Annotated in this window: 21 protein-coding genes; 10 read left to right on the forward strand and 11 right to left on the reverse strand. The window is 38.4% G+C overall.

Going from position 1 to position 21,930, the window contains the following annotated elements:
• Positions 1 to 264: 264 nt before the first annotated feature.
• From pgi to H5088_RS20320, 4 genes are all read right to left on the reverse strand, one after another.
• Entirely contained in the window at positions 265 to 1,911 is a 1,647-nt protein-coding gene (pgi, locus tag H5088_RS09835; protein WP_182752776.1) for a glucose-6-phosphate isomerase, read from the reverse strand.
• Positions 1,912 to 2,311: 400 nt separating this feature from the next.
• Positions 2,312 to 4,567, reverse strand: coding sequence for an aminotransferase class V-fold PLP-dependent enzyme (locus tag H5088_RS09840; RefSeq protein ID WP_182752777.1), 2,256 nt, complete (start codon positions 4,565 to 4,567; stop codon positions 2,312 to 2,314).
• A gap of 135 nt (positions 4,568 to 4,702) precedes the next feature.
• The gene (locus H5088_RS09845; RefSeq protein ID WP_024606584.1) at positions 4,703 to 5,779 is read right to left on the reverse strand and encodes an AI-2E family transporter; all 1,077 of its coding nucleotides are present in this window, start codon (positions 5,777 to 5,779) and stop codon (positions 4,703 to 4,705) included.
• Positions 5,772 to 5,990 (reverse strand): hypothetical protein, encoded by a 219-nt coding sequence (locus H5088_RS20320; protein ID WP_024597627.1) that lies wholly within the window; start codon positions 5,988 to 5,990, stop codon positions 5,772 to 5,774. The genes H5088_RS09845 and H5088_RS20320 overlap by 8 nt, the downstream gene beginning before the upstream one ends.
• Before the next feature lie 145 nt (positions 5,991 to 6,135).
• Between H5088_RS20320 and H5088_RS09850 the strand changes: the two genes are divergently transcribed.
• Genes H5088_RS09850 through H5088_RS09870 form a run of 5 tightly spaced genes read left to right on the forward strand, consistent with a single transcriptional unit; the run spans position 6,136 to position 9,655 of the window.
• Entirely contained in the window at positions 6,136 to 6,801 is a 666-nt protein-coding gene (locus H5088_RS09850) for a hypothetical protein (protein ID WP_024597628.1), read from the forward strand.
• A gap of 1 nt (position 6,802) precedes the next feature.
• The gene (locus H5088_RS09855) at positions 6,803 to 8,260 is read left to right on the forward strand and encodes a M48 family metalloprotease (protein ID WP_039487326.1); all 1,458 of its coding nucleotides are present in this window, start codon (positions 6,803 to 6,805) and stop codon (positions 8,258 to 8,260) included.
• 53 nt (positions 8,261 to 8,313) lie between these two features.
• On the forward strand, positions 8,314 to 8,661 hold the full coding sequence (gene arsC / locus H5088_RS09860; RefSeq protein WP_182752778.1) for an arsenate reductase (glutaredoxin): 348 nt from the start codon (positions 8,314 to 8,316) through the stop codon (positions 8,659 to 8,661).
• Entirely contained in the window at positions 8,661 to 9,215 is a 555-nt protein-coding gene (gene wrbA, locus H5088_RS09865; RefSeq protein ID WP_024595680.1) for an NAD(P)H:quinone oxidoreductase, read from the forward strand. The genes arsC and wrbA overlap by 1 nt, the downstream gene beginning before the upstream one ends.
• Positions 9,212 to 9,655 (forward strand): DUF2069 domain-containing protein, encoded by a 444-nt coding sequence (locus H5088_RS09870; protein ID WP_024595679.1) that lies wholly within the window; start codon positions 9,212 to 9,214, stop codon positions 9,653 to 9,655. Before wrbA ends, H5088_RS09870 begins: the two co-directional genes overlap by 4 nt.
• 80 nt (positions 9,656 to 9,735) lie before the next feature.
• Here the strand turns inward: H5088_RS09870 and H5088_RS09875 are convergent, their stop codons facing one another.
• Complete coding sequence (locus tag H5088_RS09875; RefSeq protein ID WP_182752779.1) at positions 9,736 to 11,073, reverse strand: ankyrin repeat domain-containing protein; 1,338 nt, start codon at positions 11,071 to 11,073, stop codon at positions 9,736 to 9,738.
• A 357-nt stretch (positions 11,074 to 11,430) separates the two neighbouring features.
• A complete protein-coding gene (locus H5088_RS09880) occupies positions 11,431 to 12,024 on the reverse strand; it encodes a phospholipid-binding protein MlaC (RefSeq protein ID WP_182752780.1) in 594 nt (197 codons plus the stop codon).
• 245 nt (positions 12,025 to 12,269) lie between these two features.
• On the opposite strand from H5088_RS09880, the gene H5088_RS09885 reads away from it, so the two are divergent.
• Together H5088_RS09885 and H5088_RS09890 are read left to right on the forward strand one after the other, a co-directional pair.
• Positions 12,270 to 12,806: an acyloxyacyl hydrolase gene (locus tag H5088_RS09885; RefSeq protein WP_182752781.1), complete on the forward strand. Its 537-nt coding sequence runs from the start codon at positions 12,270 to 12,272 to the stop codon at positions 12,804 to 12,806.
• A gap of 89 nt (positions 12,807 to 12,895) precedes the next feature.
• Positions 12,896 to 13,042, forward strand: coding sequence for a DUF2897 family protein (locus tag H5088_RS09890; RefSeq protein ID WP_182752782.1), 147 nt, complete (start codon positions 12,896 to 12,898; stop codon positions 13,040 to 13,042).
• 53 nt (positions 13,043 to 13,095) lie between these two features.
• On the opposite strand, the gene H5088_RS09895 is transcribed toward H5088_RS09890, so the two are convergent.
• Together H5088_RS09895 and bamC are read right to left on the reverse strand one after the other, a co-directional pair.
• The gene (locus tag H5088_RS09895; RefSeq protein WP_182716756.1) at positions 13,096 to 14,466 is read right to left on the reverse strand and encodes a YjiH family protein; all 1,371 of its coding nucleotides are present in this window, start codon (positions 14,464 to 14,466) and stop codon (positions 13,096 to 13,098) included.
• Between the two features lie 66 nt (positions 14,467 to 14,532).
• Positions 14,533 to 15,594 carry an outer membrane protein assembly factor BamC gene (gene bamC / locus H5088_RS09900; RefSeq protein WP_182752783.1) on the reverse strand — a complete coding sequence of 354 codons (1,062 nt, stop codon included), beginning with the start codon at positions 15,592 to 15,594 and terminating at the stop codon, positions 14,533 to 14,535.
• A gap of 358 nt (positions 15,595 to 15,952) precedes the next feature.
• Between bamC and H5088_RS09905 the strand changes: the two genes are divergently transcribed.
• Both H5088_RS09905 and bcp read left to right on the forward strand, forming a co-directional pair.
• Positions 15,953 to 16,486 carry a glycine cleavage system protein R gene (locus tag H5088_RS09905; RefSeq protein ID WP_007583906.1) on the forward strand — a complete coding sequence of 178 codons (534 nt, stop codon included), beginning with the start codon at positions 15,953 to 15,955 and terminating at the stop codon, positions 16,484 to 16,486.
• A gap of 11 nt (positions 16,487 to 16,497) precedes the next feature.
• The gene (gene bcp, locus H5088_RS09910) at positions 16,498 to 16,977 is read left to right on the forward strand and encodes a thioredoxin-dependent thiol peroxidase (RefSeq protein WP_182752784.1); all 480 of its coding nucleotides are present in this window, start codon (positions 16,498 to 16,500) and stop codon (positions 16,975 to 16,977) included.
• 627 nt (positions 16,978 to 17,604) lie between these two features.
• Here the strand turns inward: bcp and H5088_RS09915 are convergent.
• The 3 genes from H5088_RS09915 to queE form a co-directional block, all read right to left on the reverse strand.
• Positions 17,605 to 19,167: a P-loop NTPase fold protein gene (locus tag H5088_RS09915; protein ID WP_182752785.1), complete on the reverse strand. Its 1,563-nt coding sequence runs from the start codon at positions 19,165 to 19,167 to the stop codon at positions 17,605 to 17,607.
• 261 nt (positions 19,168 to 19,428) lie between these two features.
• Positions 19,429 to 20,172 (reverse strand): class I SAM-dependent methyltransferase, encoded by a 744-nt coding sequence (locus tag H5088_RS09920; RefSeq protein WP_182752786.1) that lies wholly within the window; start codon positions 20,170 to 20,172, stop codon positions 19,429 to 19,431.
• A gap of 271 nt (positions 20,173 to 20,443) precedes the next feature.
• On the reverse strand, positions 20,444 to 21,109 hold the full coding sequence (queE, locus tag H5088_RS09925) for a 7-carboxy-7-deazaguanine synthase QueE (RefSeq protein WP_024591014.1): 666 nt from the start codon (positions 21,107 to 21,109) through the stop codon (positions 20,444 to 20,446).
• Positions 21,110 to 21,254: 145 nt separating this feature from the next.
• Here queE and queC point away from each other — a divergent pair, with 145 nt between their 5' ends.
• Complete coding sequence (queC, locus tag H5088_RS09930) at positions 21,255 to 21,911, forward strand: 7-cyano-7-deazaguanine synthase QueC (protein ID WP_002960416.1); 657 nt, start codon at positions 21,255 to 21,257, stop codon at positions 21,909 to 21,911.
• The last annotated feature ends 19 nt before the right edge of the window (positions 21,912 to 21,930 follow it).

Raw genomic sequence — 21,930 nt, forward strand, 5'->3', positions numbered from 1 at the left:
CTCTCTACGTTGTGATACCCAGTACATTTTGTAAATGCGCGGGTATGCCTATTTATTGCTAGATTAGATGGCTTTTATAGCTGTATTTAAATAAAAGCCTGCTGAATTGTTCTGTATCGATGATTTATTATTATTGTTTATCATTGCGCTTATTAAATGAGCCTTAGGGGCCCTGTATCTCCTCTCACAAAAATACAGACCCTAAGCACTCCAGCGCTACCCGTTCAAAGGTACTCGGTTTACTTACTTGCGTAAGCGAATTTTTTACTGCGTACGGTTTTGTTTGTAGTACGCCATTAAGCCGTTTGTAGAACTATCATGAGCGTGTTTCACGCTATCATCAGTGAGTTCACTCTCAATTTTAGATGCTAAACCTTTACCCAGCTCTACACCCCATTGGTCAAACGAGCATATTTCTAAAATAATGCCTTGGCAAAATATCTTATGCTCATACAGTGCAATTAAACGGCCCACTGTTTTAGCATCTACTGTATCTAATAGCATAGACGTTGTAGGACGATTGCCTTGATGAATTTTATGATTTAATAACTCATCAATCTCTGCTTGCGATTTACCCTTAGCGGTTAAATCAGCTGTAACTTGCGCTGCATCTACACCACTCATCATCGCTTCTGTTTGTGCAAAGAAGTTCGATAATAAAATATCGTGATGCTTATCAACATTCACTTGTGGCTTAACTGATGCAATAAAATCTGCAGGTACAATTACATTACCTTGGTGTAAACACTGATAAAAGGCATGCTGACCATTAATACCCGTCATGCCCCAAATAATTGGAACTGTAGTATAAGGTACCGTTTCGCCTGCAAAGTTAACGTGTTTACCGTTACTTTCCATTTCGCCTTGCTGTAAATACGCAGGCAACATATGAAGTGCTTGATCGTACGGTAATATAGCTTGCGCTGTATAACCTAAAAAGCTCGTATTCCATACACTAAGCAATGCCATAATTAATGGTATATTTTGCTCAAACGGCGCTGATTTAAAGTGCTCGTCTATTTCAAACGCACCTTCTAAAATTGCTTCAAAGGCGTCGTAGCCTAAATATAAAGCAATTGGTAAGCCTATCGCACTCCAAAGTGAAAAGCGACCACCAACCCAATCCCACATAGTGAATACGTTTTCGTCGCTGATACCAAAGGCTGCCGTTTTTTCTAAATTTGTACTTACTGCAACAAAATGCTTTGCAATTGTACTTTCATCTTTTGTTGTTTGTAAAAACCAGTCAACCGCCGTCTTTGCGTTTGTCATGGTTTCTGACGTAGTAAATGTTTTTGACGAAATAACAAATAATGTTGTTTCAGGGTCAATGGCTTTTAATATAGACGAAATTTGTACACCGTCAGCATTAGATACGTAGTGAACATTTAACGTATCATCAGCGAGTGCTTTTAATGCCTCAGTTGCCATTTGTGGACCAAGATTAGAGCCACCAACACCAATACTTACAACATCTTTTACCGCTTTGCCAGTATAGCCTAACCATTTACCGCTACGAACTTTTTCTACAAACACTTTAATTTTAGCTAATTCCTTGTCTACGGCTTGTGTCACGTTTTCGCCATCAACAATTAATGGAGTGTGAGCACGATTACGAAGTGCCGTATGCAAAACTGAGCGGTCCTCAGTGATATTTATTTTTTCACCGCTAAACATTTTATCGCGCCACGATGCAATATCGCATTCTTTAGCAAGCGACATTAAGTTAGCAAAAACATCGTTATCAATAAGTTGCTTAGAATAGTCGAATAATACGCCTGGAACTTGAGTAGAAAACTGAGAAAAGCGCGTGTCATCTTGTGCAAATAACGTTTTTAGATGTGTTTGTTTCATCTTAGCTGCACTTTGTTCTAGTGCTTGCCAACTTGCTAGTTGCGTTCGGTTAGACATGGAAATATCCTCTATTTTTTTCAATCAATTGATTTAAAAATGTTTTTTATAAAAGCAAAACTCTTAATACTACTTATTCACACTAAATTAAAGCGCAAATAGTATAACTAAAAATGCAAAAAAAGTGCTGTTTTTATAATTTTATGTGCAGATGATAACGCAATTTTTAGCTTTTGACACCGGTATCATAAAAATTTTATAAATTAATTTACCTGTAATTTTAAAGGCAACGGCATAGCTTAATCAATCAAAATGAAATATTAATGAATTTTTATAAGCGCTGCTAATTACTTTTCATAGTTATTCACTAATTACTGTAATTGTTTGCCTTGCAAACAAATAAACCTTAAAAACAAAAAATCGGCTCTAAAGCCGATTTTGTATAAATTAAAATCTTTGCTTAATTACTAAGCGCTAGCCCACCACTTAGGTTATAAACAGTTTTGTATCCTAGCTGCATTAAATTGCTCGCAGCAATCTTTGAGCGGTTACCACTGCGGCATAATAAAATATAGTTGTTATTTTTACTTAACTGCCCTTCAAATACCGCATTTGCCATTCTGCTAAGCGGTATATTTAATGTTTTTTCATCTAGTGTATTAAATAACTGAGCAACATTATTTGCTCCATGTTCATACGGCTCCCGAGTATCTATTAAATACACATCGCTGGTGTTTAACATTGCTTTAGCGTCATCAAAATTTAATTGCTGTGTATCAATCTCAGGCAATGCATTTACATAACCACACAATTGCGTGTTATTTACTTGCTTTGAAGCGTCGTACTGCTGCTTTTGTATTGTAAATTCATCAACTGAAATACTGCCGCTTACTAACGCATTGAGTAATGGCGTTTGGTTTTGTTGTACAGCCCAGTTCATGGCAAAACATTGTTGGTAGTCGTGCCCTGAGCAAATAATGCTGGTGCTATTAAGTTGCTCGCTTATTGCTAAAATAGAGCGTGCCATTGCTTTTGCATCCCCACCTATAAGCGATGTATTGCCAAGCCCTGCAGGCAAAATTAAATCACCACAAAAACAATAACGCGTTTCGCCATTACTATTTTTTAATAAATAACTTACGCTATCTTTGCTGTGCCCAGGTGTCGCTACTTTTTCAAGTACGTCATTTGCTAAGCTAATACTTTCTGCATTTAGTGGCCAACCTAAAGCATCAACCTCACCTTTTACAACTCTTGATGCAAGAACGCTGGTTAATAAATTAGTCGCTGACTCTCGCTCTTGATGCTGATGAGTATTAAGCACCGCTGATATAGTTAAGTTTTGTGTATTGGCTATTTTTTCAAAACGCGGAATAAGCTCAACAATCGGGTCTATTATAACTGCGCGCTTATCATCGCTTACATAAAGCCAACTACATGCTCCTTGGTGCCTAAACTGAGTAAGGCCAAGTGCGCACACCTCTTGTTGTGGTGTAGTGCTATCAGATACAATTAAACAGTTAGCCTGTAGTATTGCTTTAAGAGCGCGAATCCGCACACAAGCATCATCAATATCGTGTTGTGTTGCCGCAGGTCCAAACGATAGCCTAATCGCATTTTCACTTTGCCACTTACTTGCACCCATTGCATCTAAAACAAAACTTGTTGATGCGCCCGTACTACAAGCCGAGCCACCACTTACGCGAATGCCCGCAGCATCAAATAAATCAATCACTTCTTTGCTCGTTAAATCGTTTACCGCAAAGTTAAGTGTGGTAGGCACGCTATAAGCAAAATCATGATTGAATGTAATATCGCCAAAGGTGTCTTTTATCGCGCTTTGTAACTGGCTTCGATAAGAGTTAAGTATGCTAATTGGTTTAAATGTATCGTCTGATTTATCAAGCAACATACTAAATAGTTTATTTAACCCTGCAATACCGGGTAGATTTTCGGTGCCTGAGCGCATTCCACTTTCTTGACCGCCACCCGCTATAAAAGGTGTGTACGCACTGCCACTACGAATATATAAAAAGCCAATACCTTTAGGTGCGTAAAGCTTATGCCCCGAAAAAGGAGCGTAATCAATAGTTGTATTACTCAGTGCGAGCGCTTGTTTACCGAGTGCCTGCACGCAATCCACCATCCACGATACATTTTTGTTACGGCTACGAATTACCTGCTCTATAGCGGGTAAATCTTGATATACACCGGTTTCGTTATTAACGGCCATGGTGCAAATCATCAAAGCGTTATTAATATGCTCTGCGATAAAATTTAAATCTAAAATACCGTTACTATCAACCGGAATAGCAAGCACCTCAGCATTAACGTCAAGTACGCTATTCCAGTGCTTGAGTGTATTTGGCACCGCTTTATGCTCAGTAGCGCCATATAATAATACAGGGTTTTTAATAGACTGCTTTTTAGCATTAATTAATGTAGAAACCACCGCAGTTTGAATACCCTCCGTTGCACCAGAGGTAAATAGGATATCGCCATTAGTTGCGCCAATAACCGTGCGTGCCTTTTGACGTGTTTGTTCTAATAAATGCTTGGCTTGAATACCTGTGATGTGCGGGCTTGAAGGATTACCAAAACATATTTGCATGGTATGAGAAACAACATCAGCAATACAAGGCAACACAGGGGTCGTTGCATTTGCATCAAGGTAAACTTGTTTTACTGGCTCATCGTGCAATAAAAACTCAGACATTAAAAAACGCACCTTATTACTAAAAAATATATCTTATTACCAATAGTACATAAATTTACAGGTAATGAGTAATAATCAATTAGCACTAGAGGTGCGTTTACTATGCTTTTTTAAACTAAAAGTCTGTTTGCTTAACTATTCACTGAGCTCTTTGCTGATCTCTTCGTGCGTTGACGACCAAGCTGTTATTAGCGCTTTTACTAATGAGGCCAGTGGGATGGCAAAAAATACGCCCCAAAACCCCCATAAACCACCAAAAAATAATACCGCGACAATTATAAATACCGGATTTAAATCAACTGCCTCAGAAAACAACAGCGGTACAAGTACATTGCCATCAAGCGCTTGAATAATTCCATAAATAATTAAAATGGTCCAAAACTGCGTTTCTAATCCAAACTGAAACAGTGCAACTGCCGCTACCGGAATAGTGACGAGTGCCGCGCCAATAAATGGAATTAATACCGAAAAGCCAACAAGCACACCAAGTAAAGCTGCATAGCGCAAATCTAAAACAGTAAATGCAATGAAAGACACACCACCAACAATTAAAATTTCGAATACTTTACCGCGAATGTAATTCATAATTTGTTGGTTCATTTCGTTCCACACTTGTAAAATCAAGCGTCGTTGCTGCGGGATCAGTTTAGCTATACTCCCTGTCAGCTCCAGCTTATCTTTAAGCATAAAAAACACCAGTAACGGCACAAGTACCAAATATATAAGCCAAGCAACAACATCTTTTAAAGACGTAAGTGAAAACGATAACACCGCTTGACCAAACTCAATAATTTTAGCTTCTACGGTTGCAACAATAGCTTGTACTTGTTCTATATTAATTAAACTTGGGTATTGTTCAGGTAAAGCCATTAAATAAGACTTCCCCTGCTCTAGCATATGCGGTGTTTCTTGCACTAAGTTACTGGTTTGCTTCCAAAGCACTGGGCCAATAACTAAAATAAGAGTGAGCATAATGCTAATAAATATCAACATTACAATAATTGTTGCAGTAAAACGTTTTAAGCCAACACGCTCTAAATGAACAACCGGCCAATCTAGTAAATAAGCGATAACCAGTGCAACAAGCACAGGAACAATTAACGCGCCAAAAAAGTAAAGTAAGGCAACTGATACCAATAATAAAAATAATAAGGTAGACGAATGAGGATCAGAGAACTTCCTTTCGTACCATGTTTTTACGTATTCAAACATGTAATGGCTCCACTAATAACAACCCACGTTGTTTATCAAAATTGTAACTATAAGCATTTTTTTGCAAAAAACGTTCAATGTCGTTCGCACTTTCACCTTTATTAAGACTAAAAGTGATGCATTGTTTTGATGACTGTGCACTTCGAAGCGCAAGCTTGAACTGCACAAATTGCTGAGGACACTTAAACTCTTTTAAATCGCGCTCTACCATAACTACTTTATCCGTATAGTAAATGAATAATAAGTCGCATATTTACGGTCTACGTATTTATATACTCAAACCGTTGTAACTTTTTGTTAAAACAATTCCTGCAATAGTTTATCCTTATAACATAACTAGCAGTAAGGATAAGTTAATGCCTGGCACGCATAATAAAGCGCAACTACCAAGTAATCCAACACTCAAAGAGATTAATTGGTTTAAAAAGCAGATTAATTGGGGCGAACTACCTCCTTTTTATCACCTTGTTGCCTCATCAATAAGCGAATCAGAAGGAATTTTAGATCATGGGTTCGACAATGCAGTTAAACAACTTTTAGATAAACGCAATTGGAACTTAGATTTATTAGAAGGCTATGAAGATAACTTAGGTGAAATACATACCAAACATAAGCCACGTATTGCGCTGCACCAAGTATTTACCGACAGAGGCTTTGAGCTATGGGCACAGCCTTATGCTAAAGATGTTATTGTTGATCAATACATAAAAAACAATCGCTTTATGGAGTTTAGAGTGTGGGACCCACATTCAATGAAAAACTTGATCAGAATAAGTCAGTTACATAAGTTTATTGGCTTTTATTTTGAACGAGGCGACAAAGCAGATAAAGCCATTATTTTACATGCACACAAAGTAGTACATAAAATTATTACTTTTTTGCAGCGAGAATTGAACGTTGTAAAGCTTGATGGAGTCACAATAAAAGAACTGTACCAATTGTGCGAAAAAGACAGCCGTGCAAGCAGTGACGAAATAGACATAGCCAAAATTGCAATTGGCGAACAAATTAACAAGGAATAAAATGCAGCTAAAATCAGCATTTATCACTTTATGCAGTGCTGCGCTTACGTTTAGCTTATTAATAAGCGAACCTTTAAAAGCGCAAACTAACTTTACGCTTCCTGATTTAGGAACATCTGCATTACAAGCACTGCCACTCGAAAAAGAACAAGCCATTGGCGAAGTAATGATGATGCAAATACGAGGCTCATCACCAGTAATAAATGACCCAGTGCTTGATGAATACCTCACAACTATTGGCCGTAAACTCGTTGCTAATGCTAATGACGTGCGCTTTCCGTTTTCATTTTTTTGGATAAACAACTCAGAAATAAATGCCTTCGCCTTTTATGGCGGCCATGTAGGCGTGCATACAGGGTTAATAGCTCAAGCCGATAACGAGAGCCAGTTTGCCTCAGTGCTTGGCCACGAAATAGCTCACGTAACACAGCGCCACTTAGCGCGAAGAATACAGCAACAACAAGATAACAGCGCGCTGACTATTGCCGGTATGATAGCCGGAATATTAGCAACCGTTGTTGCACCAGATGCGGGTATTGCGATTATATCTGCCAGCCAAACACAATCTGCTTTTAGTCAGTTAACGCATAGTCGCTCAGCCGAGCAAGAAGCTGACCGCATAGGCATGCAAACGCTTAACAATGCAGGCTTTGATGCCCGTGCATCGAGCGAATTTTTAACTAAACTTGCCGCGCAAATTCGTTATAAATATAAACCACCTGCGTTTTTACTTACTCACCCATTACCAGAGAGCCGAGTATCAGATGTGCGTTTGCGTGCAGAGCAATTTCCTGTGCGTCATATGAGTGCCAGTCTTGAGTTTAATTTAGCTAAAAGCCGCGTGCTTGCGCGCTACGACAACAAACCAGAAAACGCCGAAGACCTATTTAGAAAACGACTACGCGAAAATAGCTACGATAACACCGCTTTAAAGTACGGTTTAGCTATTAGCTTACTTGATCAAAAAAAGCTTGATGAAGCAGCCCCAATACTAGACGAGCTTTTAAAAAACGATCCTAAAAACCTATTTTATATAGATACCCATACCGATTTACTCATCGCGCAAAAAAAGGCAGATGAAGCCGTAAAATTTTTAGCCGATTTAAATCAGTATCGCCCTAATAATCAGGTAATTACGCTCAACTATGCCAACGCAGCACTTGAAGCTGAGCAATATGAACTAGCCGAAAATATTTTGAAAAGTTTTTTACTCGAAAAGCCAGATCATAACCTAGGTAAGCAACTTCTGGCTGATGCGTATAAAAAACAAGATAAATTAGCCTCATATCACGAAGCGAACGCCGATGTATTGGCTCAATACGGTGCTTATTTAAAAGCCGCAGACGAAGTACAAAAAGCACTTAACTTCGTAGAGCCAACCGAACTTGTAAAGCAACAACGTTTAAAAGCACTACTTACCCAGTATCGACTTTTACAAAAAGAGCTTGCAAGACTTTAAGTCTGCAAGCGCTTACCCTAAAATAGACGCAATTCACACTTTGGAATCATTTTATGTCTGTTACTATTTACCACAACCCACGTTGTTCTAAATCACGCGAAACGCTAGCGCTACTGCAAAGTAAAGCGATAGAGCCAAGTGTTGTAGAGTATTTAAAAACCCCTCTTACTCACGAGCAAATCTCAACGCTTGTAATCCAACTTGGTTTTTCATCCGTACGTGAAATGATGCGCACCAAAGAAGATGACTACAAAACGCTTAATTTGAAAGATGAAACAAATGAGAACGCACTTATTAACGCTATGGTTAAATACCCAAAATTGATTGAACGCCCTATCGTAGTTAATAACAATAAAGCAGCGATTGGTCGTCCACCAGAAAACGTACTAAGCGTTTTATAATGAGTGCAACCATAGTGGTGCTTTATCACTCAAGCCATGGCTCAGTTGAAGCAATGGCTCACGAGATAGCAGAGTCGATAGAGCAACAAGGTGCTAGTGCACTACTTCGCACCTTTGTGGCTAAAAATGCGCACGATATTGTGATCACCAAAGATGATTTAATAAATTGCGATGGTTTAGCATTTGGTACACCAACTCGATTTGGCATGATGGCCTCTCAAGCAAAAAGCTTTTGGGAAACCACCAGCGACTTGTGGCTAAAAGGCCAATTAATCGATAAGCCAGCGTGTGTATTTTCGTCATCAAGTAGTATGCATGGTGGAAATGAAGCAACCTTACTTAACTTATCTTTGCCACTATTACACCACGGCATGGTGCTTATGGGTGTGCCATACGATGTGCCCGAACTACTTGCAACACAAACTGGTGGAACACCATACGGTGCAACACACGTCGCTGGCAGCGCTAATAGTGCACAGCTAAGCAAAGACGAAATTAAAATATGCCAAAGCGTTGGTAAACGCCTTACTCACATTGCGAGAAAACTTAAATGACTACAGCTGACAGTCCAGCTAAAAAGCCGATTACGGTAAAATTTCAACGTGCAGCACTATTTGGCTATGTTGGCTTACTTATTCTGATTCCTTTGTGGATGTATTTTGTACCCCCTCTAGACGGTAATACTAGTTGGGTGTCATTGTTTTTTCCTATCATTCCTTTACTGCTGCCGCTAAGAGGCATAATTCAAGACAACACATACACCTATGCGTGGGCTAACTTTATTGTAATGCTTTATTTTATCCACGGTCTTACCATGCTGTGGGCAGCACCAGATGAATTAATTTGGGTGTTGTTAGAGCTTGTGTTTGCCTCTTCAATGTTTATTGGTTGTACTTACTACGCAAGACACCGCGGACAAGAACAAGGTTTAAAAATCCGTAAGCTTAAAGAAGAATTAGCTGAAGAAAAAGCAGCAAATGAGCACGGTAAATAAGGCTTAACCATAAACGCTATATACAAAAAAACGCGCTTAAATTACTTTAAGCGCGTTTTTTATTAATTGTTTAAAACTAGCTAAACTAAATCGCTCAAGGCAGCTAGCACCACAATACTCGCCAACCCTATTTGAGCAATTAAGCTAATAAACGAAAAGCCTCTAAGCACAAATAAACCCCAAGGGTGTTTAATATGTGGATATAGCGCACAGCGCTTTAATGTGGTCGCAAAGAAAAAACAAATCACTGCAGTCATAGTTAAACCCAGCGTCAGCTCACTTTTAATTGAGAGGGTTTCATCAAAAAAGAAAAACAACTGTAAAGGCAGCAATATAGTCACAATAGCATGTAGCACATGCACTTTTTTAATGCGATCGAACTGCCCTTCTGGCGAAAGTTCTTTAATACCAAAATCACGCTCTAAACATTTAACTAAGTTATTAGCTTTAATACTCACCGCCAAACGATAACAGCTTAAACCTTCTTTATTACGTGCCCTAAAATCGTATCCGGCTTTAATAAGCAGCACCATTAACGACTCATTTTTAGCAAACACAGCATAATGAAGTGCAGTATTACCAAAGTTATCTGTCGCTTTTTTGTCTTGCTTTGCAAGTAGCGTTTCAACCACATTTACAAAGCCTTTTTCGGCCGCCCACATAAAGGCTGTTTTATTGTTTTCATCAGCAAGTACACCTGTAGCGCCTTGCTCAATAAAACGCATAGCCATTGTTTGCTTGGCTGTTTTTTTACGTAAATGAGTAAGCAAAGCTTTTTCTAGCAGTACAACAGAGTCAACATCAGGAGAAACCTGCGTAAGCAGCGTAAAATAGTCTTTACCCGCAGCTACTTTTTCGCTGGCAAGTTCACAAAGGGTATCTAAATCAGCAATAGATTCTGGAATAAACGCACTTAGGCGCTCTCTAAAATCAACTTCCTTCCAAAGCGCTAATGTGTCCTTTGCCGAGAGTTTACTTTTATTATTTAACGCATGCTCAATTAAGGTGAAGTAGCGTTTACTAAAAAATAAATCGACTAAAGACAGTGGCGTATCTATGGTATTTTGTGCAGCCACGCTTGCGTATTTTTCAAGGCGCTGGCACAGCATAAGCACTAAGCTTTCAGGGGTGAATTCATTATCGTAGTAATGGCTTTTAACCGCACTAATATACGCTTGTGCGTCTTCGTCATATTCAGAGATATGTTGAAAGTAACATTCTTCAAATGGCTCCAGCGGGGTTAGCCATGCCAAATAATAAATAGGTGGCAGCACGGTGGTGCATACACCATCGTCTTCATTTGTAGAACGACAAGCAGGCCAAGCTTCCAAAGCATCTAAAATAAAGGCACCGTTTTGTTCTACCAGTCCTTTAATAAGTAATGGGTATTCCTTTGGCCAAATCAGTACATTTTCCATTAAAACAACACAACTCCAGTGTGGCTTGGGGGTGGTAAGTTATATCAGTTTTAAGCTGACACCACGCTTAATCAAAGTGCCGATATTCTAGCACACCTTTGTTTTGCTGCTAGCGCAAAATTACGCAATAACAACAATCCTTTAGGATTATACCAATTCGCTTAATTAAGTGATTTATTTTGAGGTAAAAAACCGTGTGATAGCAAGGCAAAAATTTCGTTATTTAGTTGTTCTAAATGATTAAGTATTACTGTGGATTGGTATTGTCCTTAGCAAAAATATAAAAACGGCCAAGTACATAAGTAATTGGCCGTTTTTGAGGTTGGAGTTGGGCTTAATCAGAGCCAGACAAATAGTCTATTTACTTTTTAACTCGCTAATAACTTGCTCTAAACCCACATCAGAAATGCGTTGAATAATCTCTTTTTGTTTAGCACTTAATAGTGAAATGCCTTCAGCAACAATATCGTATACTTTCCACTCATTGTTTTTACCTAAACGAAGCTTAAAGCTTAAGTCGATAGTAGGCGCATTTGGCTCAATAATTTGCATATTAACTGTTGCGTACTCAGAGTCACTTTTTGCGTTATTACGCTCAAATACTACTTTTTGACCCGTGTACTTCATTAGTGCACCGGCGTATGTGCCTGTTAAGTAATGCTCTACTGCATCTATAAATTGAACAGCTTGCTCGCGCTCAATACCTTTAATGTGTTTACCTAATAATTTAAACGACACAAACTTAACGTCAATATGTGGCATTAAACGTTTTTCAACAATGGCAGCCATCGCGTCTTTGCTGGCTGTACCTTTTGAGTTTACTTGGCCAATATCTGCAAAAAGCTTGTCGGCTACCGATTCAAGTAACTGATCTGGTGATTGCTGAGCTTGTGCAAATAACGAACTGCTAAAAAAAGCAGTGGCTAAAACGAATAGTTTAAAGAGTTTCATAATTGTATATGTCTGTGTGATTAAGATGGCTGTAATTTACGCGAACTATACGCAATAAAAAAGGCACAAATAAGCAACTTATTAATGCTTAATTAGCACCAATCAAATAAATAAAATAAATTCAAGCAGTTAGAAAACTCCATTAACAGCTCATATACAACCGGCATTTTGTCCTCATTGTAATTGTTAACAGGCCGCCCTTATCATTTAGTTATCAAATTAAATCAAACAAACATTTGGCACCTATGAAAACGTCACTTAAAACACTTATTATCTCTTTTGTATTAGTAGTTTCACTTTTTGGCAAGCTTGCTTTTGCTCAATCGGACCAAGGTTATGCCGTTGACTTTCTCAAAGGCGAAGGTAACGTAAACGGCGTTAAGCTTGCGTATCAGTACCATGCACCTGGTATGCAAAACCTTATTGGTGATGCACGCTTTTACTTTGAAACCAGCGTAAACATGTGGGAATACCGCCACGGCGATGAAACACAATCAAACCTAGTACTTGCTATGTCGCCTGTACTGCAATTTCCTGCTTTTAGTTTTAACAATACCCCATTTTATGTAGAAGCAGGCATTGGTGTATCACTGATTGATGAAACGCAGTTTGCCGGTAAAAACATAAGTACTCACTACCAGTTTGAAGACCGCATAGGGCTTGTAGCCGATTTTGGCCACACCAATGTTGCCCTTCGCGTTATTCACTATTCAAACGCAGGCTTTAAAGAGCCAAACCCTGGGCTTAACTTTTTAACACTTTCGGTAGCGAGACGTTTTTAACGTTATTGATTGTATTTTTGAGTAAATTAATTGCTGTTATAGCGCAAAGCGGTCACACTTAAACGTACTAAAGATTAGGTGATACTGCGATGCAAACTTGGCATATTGTAATTATTGTCGCCGTTGTATTTGCCATTATCATTGGTAACATTGCGCTAATTAAGCTCTCTGCAAAACAGGAGTTTATAAAACCCAACGCCAATATAAAAAATACAACAGACACAAAAAAGCCCTGATTAATCAGGGCTTTTTCAATAATATCAATTCGCTTAATTATATTTTCGTTAATTTAGCCTACGAGCCAATGCGCCATTAGCGCAATAACAGGTAAAGTAATTAGCGTTCGCAAAATAAATATAATAAACAACTCTAAAATGTTTACCGGTATTTTACTGCCAAGTAAAAGTGCACCTACCTCAGACATATAAATAAGCTGAGTTACACTCATTGCGGCAATAATAAAGCGCGTTACATCACTTTCAATAGTCCCTGCTGCTAATATTGACGGAATAAACATATCAGCAAAGCCAACCATGATAGTTTGCGACGCTGCGGCTGCTTCGGGTACTTGCAATAGCTCTAAAAATGGCACAAACGGCATACCTAAATACTGAAATATAGGCGTATGCTCAGCAATGATCAGTGCAAATGTGCCTACCGCCATAACTACAGGTAACACACCAAACACCATATCAAGCGCATTATGTACGCCCTCTTCTATAGTGCCTTTAACACCCGTTGAATTATCTGCTTTAGCTAGTGCAACATCTAACGAATGGCCAAATAAGGTTTTATGACCCGGAATTGTTTCAGCGTCTCTATCTGGCTCAGTGCCATCAATGAGTAAGTCTTTTTTAAAGCGCAGTGGCGGTAATCGCGGCACAATAATAGCGGCAACAATACCGGCTAAACATACCGTTGCGTAAAACGGTGCAAATAGGTATTCAAGTTTAACTTGCCCAAGCACCACTAAACTAAATGTAATTGAAACCGCTGAAAACGTAGTACCAATAATAGCCGCTTCGCGTTGTGTATAGTGCTTTTGATCGTACTGCCTTGCAGTCATCAAAATACCCACACTGCCATCACCTAACCACGATGCAGTACAGTCAACCGCGCTTCTACCTGGTACACCAAATACAGGGCGCATTACTTTGGTCATTAACGTACCAGCAAGCTCTAATAGACCAAAGTTAATTAATAGCGGCAGTAATAAGCCCGCTAAAATAAATACCGAAAACAACACAGGCAATAAGTCATTTAATACCAGTGCGCCAGTGTTGGCCGAGGTAATCATCTCGCTGCCTAGGCTTAAGTACGTCATTAAACCAAACGCCATACCAAATAAGCGTACCACCAGCCATGTCCAGCTCACATCAAATAAATGCTTTAACAAAGGTGAGTTACATATAGCGGCGGGTTTAAACACTTTAGTAATTACAGAAATAACCCCTGTAATACAAATAATGAGGGTAATAATTGCTTGAGCAGAGCCAAGCATCATTGCTTGAACCGCTTTTGCCATAACGGCAATAGGAATGGTCATCCCTTGCGAAGTACTAATGGGTGTCATAAATAAAAACACACCAATTAACGAAGGAACCAAAAAAGTAAACCAAGTGCGCCACGTATAGTGTGAACGTTCAGGTAGCTGAGACATATTGTTTAACCTATAAAAACCACAAAAAGAGCATAGCGCTCTTTTTGTGGTAAAACTTATTATTATTTAAATTTTAATGCCGCGCTGAATGAGTGCTGCTTCTAATGCTTGTTGTAAACCATTCATAGTACCTGGCTCAAGCGTTTCGCCTTTATCATCCATCCACGTTAAGCTAGTACCGCCTTCTTTAGTTTTACTTACTAAAATTTGGTATTGGCCTTCATCAATAGGTAGTTGAGCTACGTCATCACCCCAAATTGAATCCCAAACGCTTGTTTCTGGTTTAGTATAATCTGCAGTAATTAAGCCCGTATCTGGGTTAATTTCAACAATAGAGAACGACAAGCGCTCTAAAAACCCAGAGAAACGGTCAAACACAGCGTCGTAAGATTGCTCAGTTACAAGTGCTGCATTACCTTTATTATCAAAGCCCATTTCAAGAGAAATAATACCTTGGCGTTTACGCATATCAACTTCAAGTTGACGGTAACGGTAATCAAACTCGCTCACTACTTGGTTAAGCGCACGTACTTCTAGTTGCTGCTTGAGTAAGTCTGTTAGCGTTTTATCACCTTTAAAATCAATCAGCTCTACACGTAAAGACGCAGTGCGTTGATGTGATTTTTCTTCAATAGTGAACCTAAACTTTTCTAAATCATCGTTAACTTCATCGCCCCACCACCAAAAACCTTCTTCGGTTTTAATGATTGAGTACCAATCAGTTTCAATAATACCAAGTAGCTTATCTTCTTTAGTTTTGCCCGCGTTATTATCAGCTAGGACAGATTTAATCGTATCCCAAAGAAACTCATCTAAATCAGCAATGCCATCATTTTTATCAAAATAAATACGCGCTTGTTTATCTGTCTCTTCTACCCAACTGCCTTTCGCAATTGTTAATACTTGTGCCGGTGGGCGGTAATTTGTAGCTTCAGGATTATTGTCGTATTGACCTACATCCATTTTATAAACTGGGTCTTGAGCTGGTTGAGATAACGACGCTGGTGCTTTTACAGGCTCATGCGTACGATAATTACGCTCGTCATGTGCCTTATTAATAAATACACTACACCCTGATAAACTTACCAATACACTTACTGCAAGTGCTTTTGGGATCCAATACTGCACAGATATTTCTCCTTAGCATACCCTTTAATTGTTTTAACAAATATATGAGTGGGTAATACCGATTTGGTTCAGTGTAAAATCAATATTAACTTTACATTTATTATTTGGCTGCCTAAATGCAATAAAGTTCAGCACTTCAACTTAGTAAGCAACTAAGCGCAAATAAGCAAATTTTAGCTATGGTACTTTCCCGTGCCAGTAAAAACAAGAAACACCGCACTTTAAAAGCGCTTAATTAGCGTGTGCTGTAGTTTAGAGCCCTTTTTGTGTTAAACTTCGCCGCCGTGCAACTTCTCGTGTGTATTTTTGGTGTTGCCAACTCGGTTGATATAATCCAAGTAACAAGGTATTTGAACTCATGACTGCATTTTCAAATCATCAAATTGTTTTAACAGCGATTGGCGAAGACAGACCCGGTATAGTAAGTGAACTAACCCAACTGGTTAGCGATTGCCACTGCAACATTATTGACAGCCGTATTGCTATTTTAGGCTGCGAATTTACCTTTATAATGCTACTTAGCGGGGACATGTCGGCAATAAGCCGCATAGAACACGTACTGCCCACTAAAGCCATGGAACTTGGCCTGCTAACCATGATGAAGCGCACAGCAAGTCATACTCCTAGCGAGTTTTGTGCAGGTTACACACTAGAATACACAGGCATAGACACCCCTGGCACATTGAGCAAAGTAACGCGCTTTTTTGCCGACAATAATATTAGTATTTGCTCACTTAAGTCAGACACTTATTCCCAAGAAGACAACATTAAAATGCGTTGTGAACTTGAATTCAACATACCTGTTGATGTAGATATAGATCAATTTAAAATTAGTTTTGAGAGCCTTTCTCACACACTAAACGTAGATTATATTTTTAAACGAATTCGTTAAGGATGCTAAACATGAACACAATTAGTCCATTACAAGCTGGCGATACTGCACCCGCTTTTAGCCTACAAAACCAAAACGACGAAACAGTAACATTAAGCGAGCTGTTAAAAGAGCAACAAGTGCTTGTGTACTTTTACCCTAAAGCGTCAACGCCGGGCTGTACTGTACAAGCCGAAAACCTACGCGATGAGCAAGCACAGCTTGCTAAATTTAACACCCGCGTTGTAGGTATTAGCCCAGATCCAATTAAGCGCCTTAAAAACTTTGAAACTAAAAAAGAGCTTAATTTTGATTTATTAGCCGATGAAGACCACGCCATTGCTGAAGCATTCGGTGTATGGGGCTACAAAAAGTTTATGGGAAAAGAGTACGATGGTATTCACCGCCTAACGTTTTTAGTAGGCCAAGACGGTAAAATAAAACACCTATTTGATAAGTTTAAAACTAAAGATCACCATCAAGTAGTGTTAGATTATTTAACTGCAGAATAAGCTAGCGGCTAAGTAAGTTAGCGGGACAGTAAGTTAGCTACCAGCTATTAGACAAATACAGAAAAGCGTTGCTCAAGGGCAACGCTTTTTTTATGCCTATACATTTGCGCTATATAAAAACTTAATTAGTAATTTAGTAAATAATTTGTTAAAACTGCCAAAGCACTTATTATTAGCACCTTGCCAATTGGATATTTAAACCTTGAATAAAAGCCTAAAATTTAAACTTTATTTAACTGCCTTAATCATCTGTATTATCGGTTTTAACTTTTCAGAACCAAGTATGCAATTTTACTCAAACCCGTTTTATATCGGTAGTTTTGTTTTTGCTATTGCGCTTATAATCTCTGTAATTAATTACGTCTGCCCTGCCTGTAAGAAAAACCAAGTAATGCGCTCTATTTCTAGTTATAAGCTCCCCACTAACGATTGTTATAATTGCGGGAAAGAGATTGATGAGAAAAGCTAATTCACTTACTTTGTCAAGAATAAGGTAACTAATTATTTAACATCAATTCGTTATAGGACAAGTGTTGTGGAAGCTATTGAGGAGTTAGAGCTAACCGAAAAGCTTTTTCCGTTATTATGTTTAGCTGAGCTAGTTATTTCTGCTCGAAATTGCAGAGATTAATCTAGATTGACGGCCATATTTGTTAAGTCCTTGTAATATTCAGGATCTGTCTTCATTTGTATAAGTAAAATATAATATTTTAATGCTTCACTCTGTAAATCTCTAGGGTGCTTTTCTTGAACTAAGCGGCTAACTTTTTCACCTTGTCGCGCCAAACCATCTAGTCCGAATGAAGAGCCTAGCAATTTATGTAAAGTTATATTCATATGTTTTAAATTATGACCATTGATATTTTGTGTTTCAAAATCATAAACCTGCCCCTCTAAATATAGATAATCACTTCTAACCTGCAGTGTTTCTAAACTCAAATCGAGATTCACATTAATAAATTTTTTACCAAAGTTTGGATATAGCTCCCTCACTCTAAGAATCCCATTAGCTATAATTAATTCATTAAAACAAACCTCAAACATTTTTGAGCTTTTCTCTTGCGTTGCGAAAAGAAGAACTATCGCAGCAATATTGACGCAAGTGTTTTTTTTCAAGTTTAAGAATGTTAGTTGAATCCGATCAAAAACTTTAACGGCTTGTCTAGGTGTTAAATCAACGGCACTAAATACTGATATACAAAACGTTAAAAATTTTTCACCGTCAAAACAAACAAATGGAAACAAAATAACTTGCATACTTTTTAGTTTATCTGCATTCACTAAACCTATATTACAATGGTTTTCTATAAGTCCTTTATTTAGCTCTGTTTTTAAATAATATCGATTATTGAAGAATCGGCTTAGATATTCTTCAGCATTAAAATCAACACCATAAACAGCTTTTACGGTATGCGCTAATTGAGATGTATTTGTTGCAACAATGAACACTAGGCCAGGTATATCGAAAACATGTTTTATTGCTTCTAACATTTCAACAGCATAAGTCGGCTTACAGCGATCTAATTCATCTACGAAAATAAATGCCGGGTAGCTATTAGTGATAGTATTCATATTTCTAACTGGATGATCTACAACGTATTCAACCCAATCTTGAATTGCGAGTTTTAGTGCTTTTACGCTTTTTTTGCTGTCAGTGACTTCTTTACAAAATATCTCTAATACTTTTTCACCAGCTTTAGAAAAATCAATTTCTTTATTAGACAAATTTGCATCGTCTGTGTGTGATGAATCAAATACATCAAGATCAAACCCTAAGTACCTTTTCATTAATCCACTGCCAACTCTTGGTGCTGCGGCTTTAATTATTTCTTTAAATTTAGCTTTGGCTTTAGGTGTATCGGCTCGATCAGTTTGGCTTTTTAATTGCTCAATAATTTCACTTAAAACAATCATTAGTGGAGACTCTAAGTAATCAATAGCCCACGCATCAATATAAACTACGGGGTGATTCCCCTTTAGATCTTCACTCCACCTTTTCAAAAAATATGTTTTACCAGCGCCCCATTCAGCATCGAGGTTAAGAACATAATTTGAAAGGTTATCTTTATCTGTACCACCTTTAGCTTTTATTAATGAAGCTAAATAAGTAGCATATTTTGCCCTATCAAGATTATCTGATGAGAACTGTTCTCCATCAATAAATTTGATTTTACTCCAGTCAAAATCCATTTTAGCTCTCTTCTAAAAGTCAGGTTGTCGTTTAATCTCTATAAATTAGAGCTTTAACCATTATTAGTGGAAAATAATACTCTGTACGAATTATATCGAGAATAGAACTCATATACGGTGTATTGTCGGATGGCGCTTCGCTTATCCGACCTACGTTTTCAAATATATAATGCGGGGTTATTAGGGGCGTGGATATTGGAGGTTCGTTGGGTTTCGCTACGCTCTACCCAAACTTTTATCTCTTCTTGATGAATGTTTGCCTTAAATTTTTACGCAGACAAAAATGGCGTTGCCTGAGCGCTCTGCCCATGGGGTTATTTTGTCGTAGTCATGTTCAAATATGTGGATTTCGAAGTACGGCTTTAAGGCTTCTTTAAGCTCTGTATAACTAAAAGCAACCATTGGGTGCTCATCGTGCCATACGAGTGTGTTGTCTACGGTGGTTTTTTCTATGCTGAGTTTTAATAACTGTTTGCTACCACTGCCACTGTAATGCCAACCAGAGCGAAATGTGAACGAGCTATTTTCGCTTGTTGCTGTGTGCTCTACAAATGAATCGCTGTCAATTTTGTTTTTATCAACCGTGTTAAAGCAAAATATTCCACCTACATTTAATGCATTGTGCACGCTAGCAAGGCACTCTTTTAGCTTATCAATTCCGTCGCAGTAGTGGATTGAATACAAAAAGCAGGTAATTAAATCCACGTGCTCAGCGACCTTAAATTCACTCATGTTTTGCAATGAAAATTGCGCTTCTGGGCAACGAACTTTTGCTTTATCGAGCATTGGCTGGTTTAAATCAAGCCCACTACTTTTATAGCCGTAATCAATAAAGTGGCGTACATGCGGGCCGGTGCCACACGCTAAATCGAGATGGGTATTTGCGCCATTACCAAAAATTTGGTGCAGCCTGTGAATAGAATTGCTTTGGGCTTGATAATTAATATCTGCACACATTAAGTCGTAGTAATCAGAAAGGTCGGTGTAAAGCGCATTTACGGACATATAAGCCTAGTAGTAAGTAGTGGAATATTTTTAAGTCGCGCATAGTAAACTAATTAGCACAATTAACGAAGAAGATATGAGCTTTAAGGTAGATGTAATTCTAGGATATAAATTTTAGGCTATAAAGTACAGGGTTGTCGGATGGCGCTTCGCTTATCCGGCCTACGTATTTAAATATTATAAAACGTTATTAGAAAATGGTGCGGAAGTAGAGGTTTGTTGGGTTTAGCTTCGCTCTACCCAACATACGTAATATAACTTTAAACTGGCTTTAACTAATTCCTAAATACTTATGTACTTGTATTGATAGGCGCCAGTTTTTGGCAATGCAGGTGTCGATTGCGAGTTTAGTTGCTGATACTTTTTGGCTAATTGGCTGTAAGTAAACAAGCTTAGGGTTAACGCCTGTTTTAGCAAATAATTCTTCTAACTCTTCTACATGCTTTTGCATGGCAACGGGGTGTTTAATTTCATTGGCACGCTTCATAGCGCTGGTGAGTACTTCATAACCGCCGCGCATATTGATTTTTGGCGATACCGTTACCCATGTTTGCTCTGGGGCGAGTATTTCAAACGTGCCGCTGGTTTCTATTTGTGTGCTAAACCCGTGTTCGTGTAATAAGTTACATACTGGATTTAAATCAAACATGCATGGCTCGCCGCCAGTAATTACAACATGCTTTGCGGTGTAACCACGTGATTGAAACAAAGCTAAAATTTGCTCTGCACTGGCGTTAGCCCAATGATCTGAGTCGGCTTTTTTTTCTACGGTTTCATCCAGCGATACTTTATATACATTATCAACATCCCACGTTTGCTTGGTGTCGCACCAAGAGCAGCCTACAGGGCAGCCTTGCAGACGTAAAAATATTGAGGGTGTGCCAGTAAAGCTAGCTTCACCTTGAATGGTTTCAAACACTTCATTAATTTTGTACAAAAGAGATCTCACTTACTACCTAGCAGCCAAATTGCTACTATTAAAAAACCAAAAAGCGCTGTGCAAAAATTGTTATTTAAGCTGCGGCCGTGTAGTATATCGCGCCCTGATATAAACCTCTATTAAAACTAAGAGCAAAACAGATATGACGCAAAAAGTAGTTGTTATTTATTCCGGCGGTATGGACTCATTTACCGTATTAAATAAAGCCCTGCAACAAGGCCATGATGTATATGCCCTTTCATTTGACTATGGTCAGCGTCATGTAAAAGAGCTTAAAGTAGCGGCAAGTGTGTGTGAAAAATTAAACGTTCCACATAAAATTGTTGATATTTCGGCGATTAACCAACTTATTGGTGGCTCATCACTTACTGATGATATTGACGTACCTGAAGGCCATTACGAAGAAGAAAGCATGAAAAGTACGATTGTACCTAATCGTAATATGATTTTGCTCTCGCTTGCTGTTGGTTACGCGGTATCACTTAAAGCTAGCCAAGTTTATTACGGCGCTCATTCTGGGGATCATGCTATTTACCCTGACTGCCGTCCTGAATTTGTGCAAAAAATGGATGATGTGTGTCGTATTGCGAACTACGACGCGGTAGAAATTTTTAGCCCATATTTAAATAATACTAAAATTGGTATTTTGACCGACGGTATTGAAATGGGTTTAGATTACAGCCAAACGTGGACATGTTATAACGGCCGTGAAAAGGCCTGTGGTAAATGTGGCGCGTGCCAAGAACGCCTTGAAGCATTTGCACTAAATAACATTACAGACCCGTTAGAATACGAATAAGCCGCAATTAATTAGTAAT

This window comes from Pseudoalteromonas sp. SR43-3 (assembly GCF_014163875.1).
GTDB lineage: Bacteria > Pseudomonadota > Gammaproteobacteria > Enterobacterales > Alteromonadaceae > Pseudoalteromonas > Pseudoalteromonas distincta.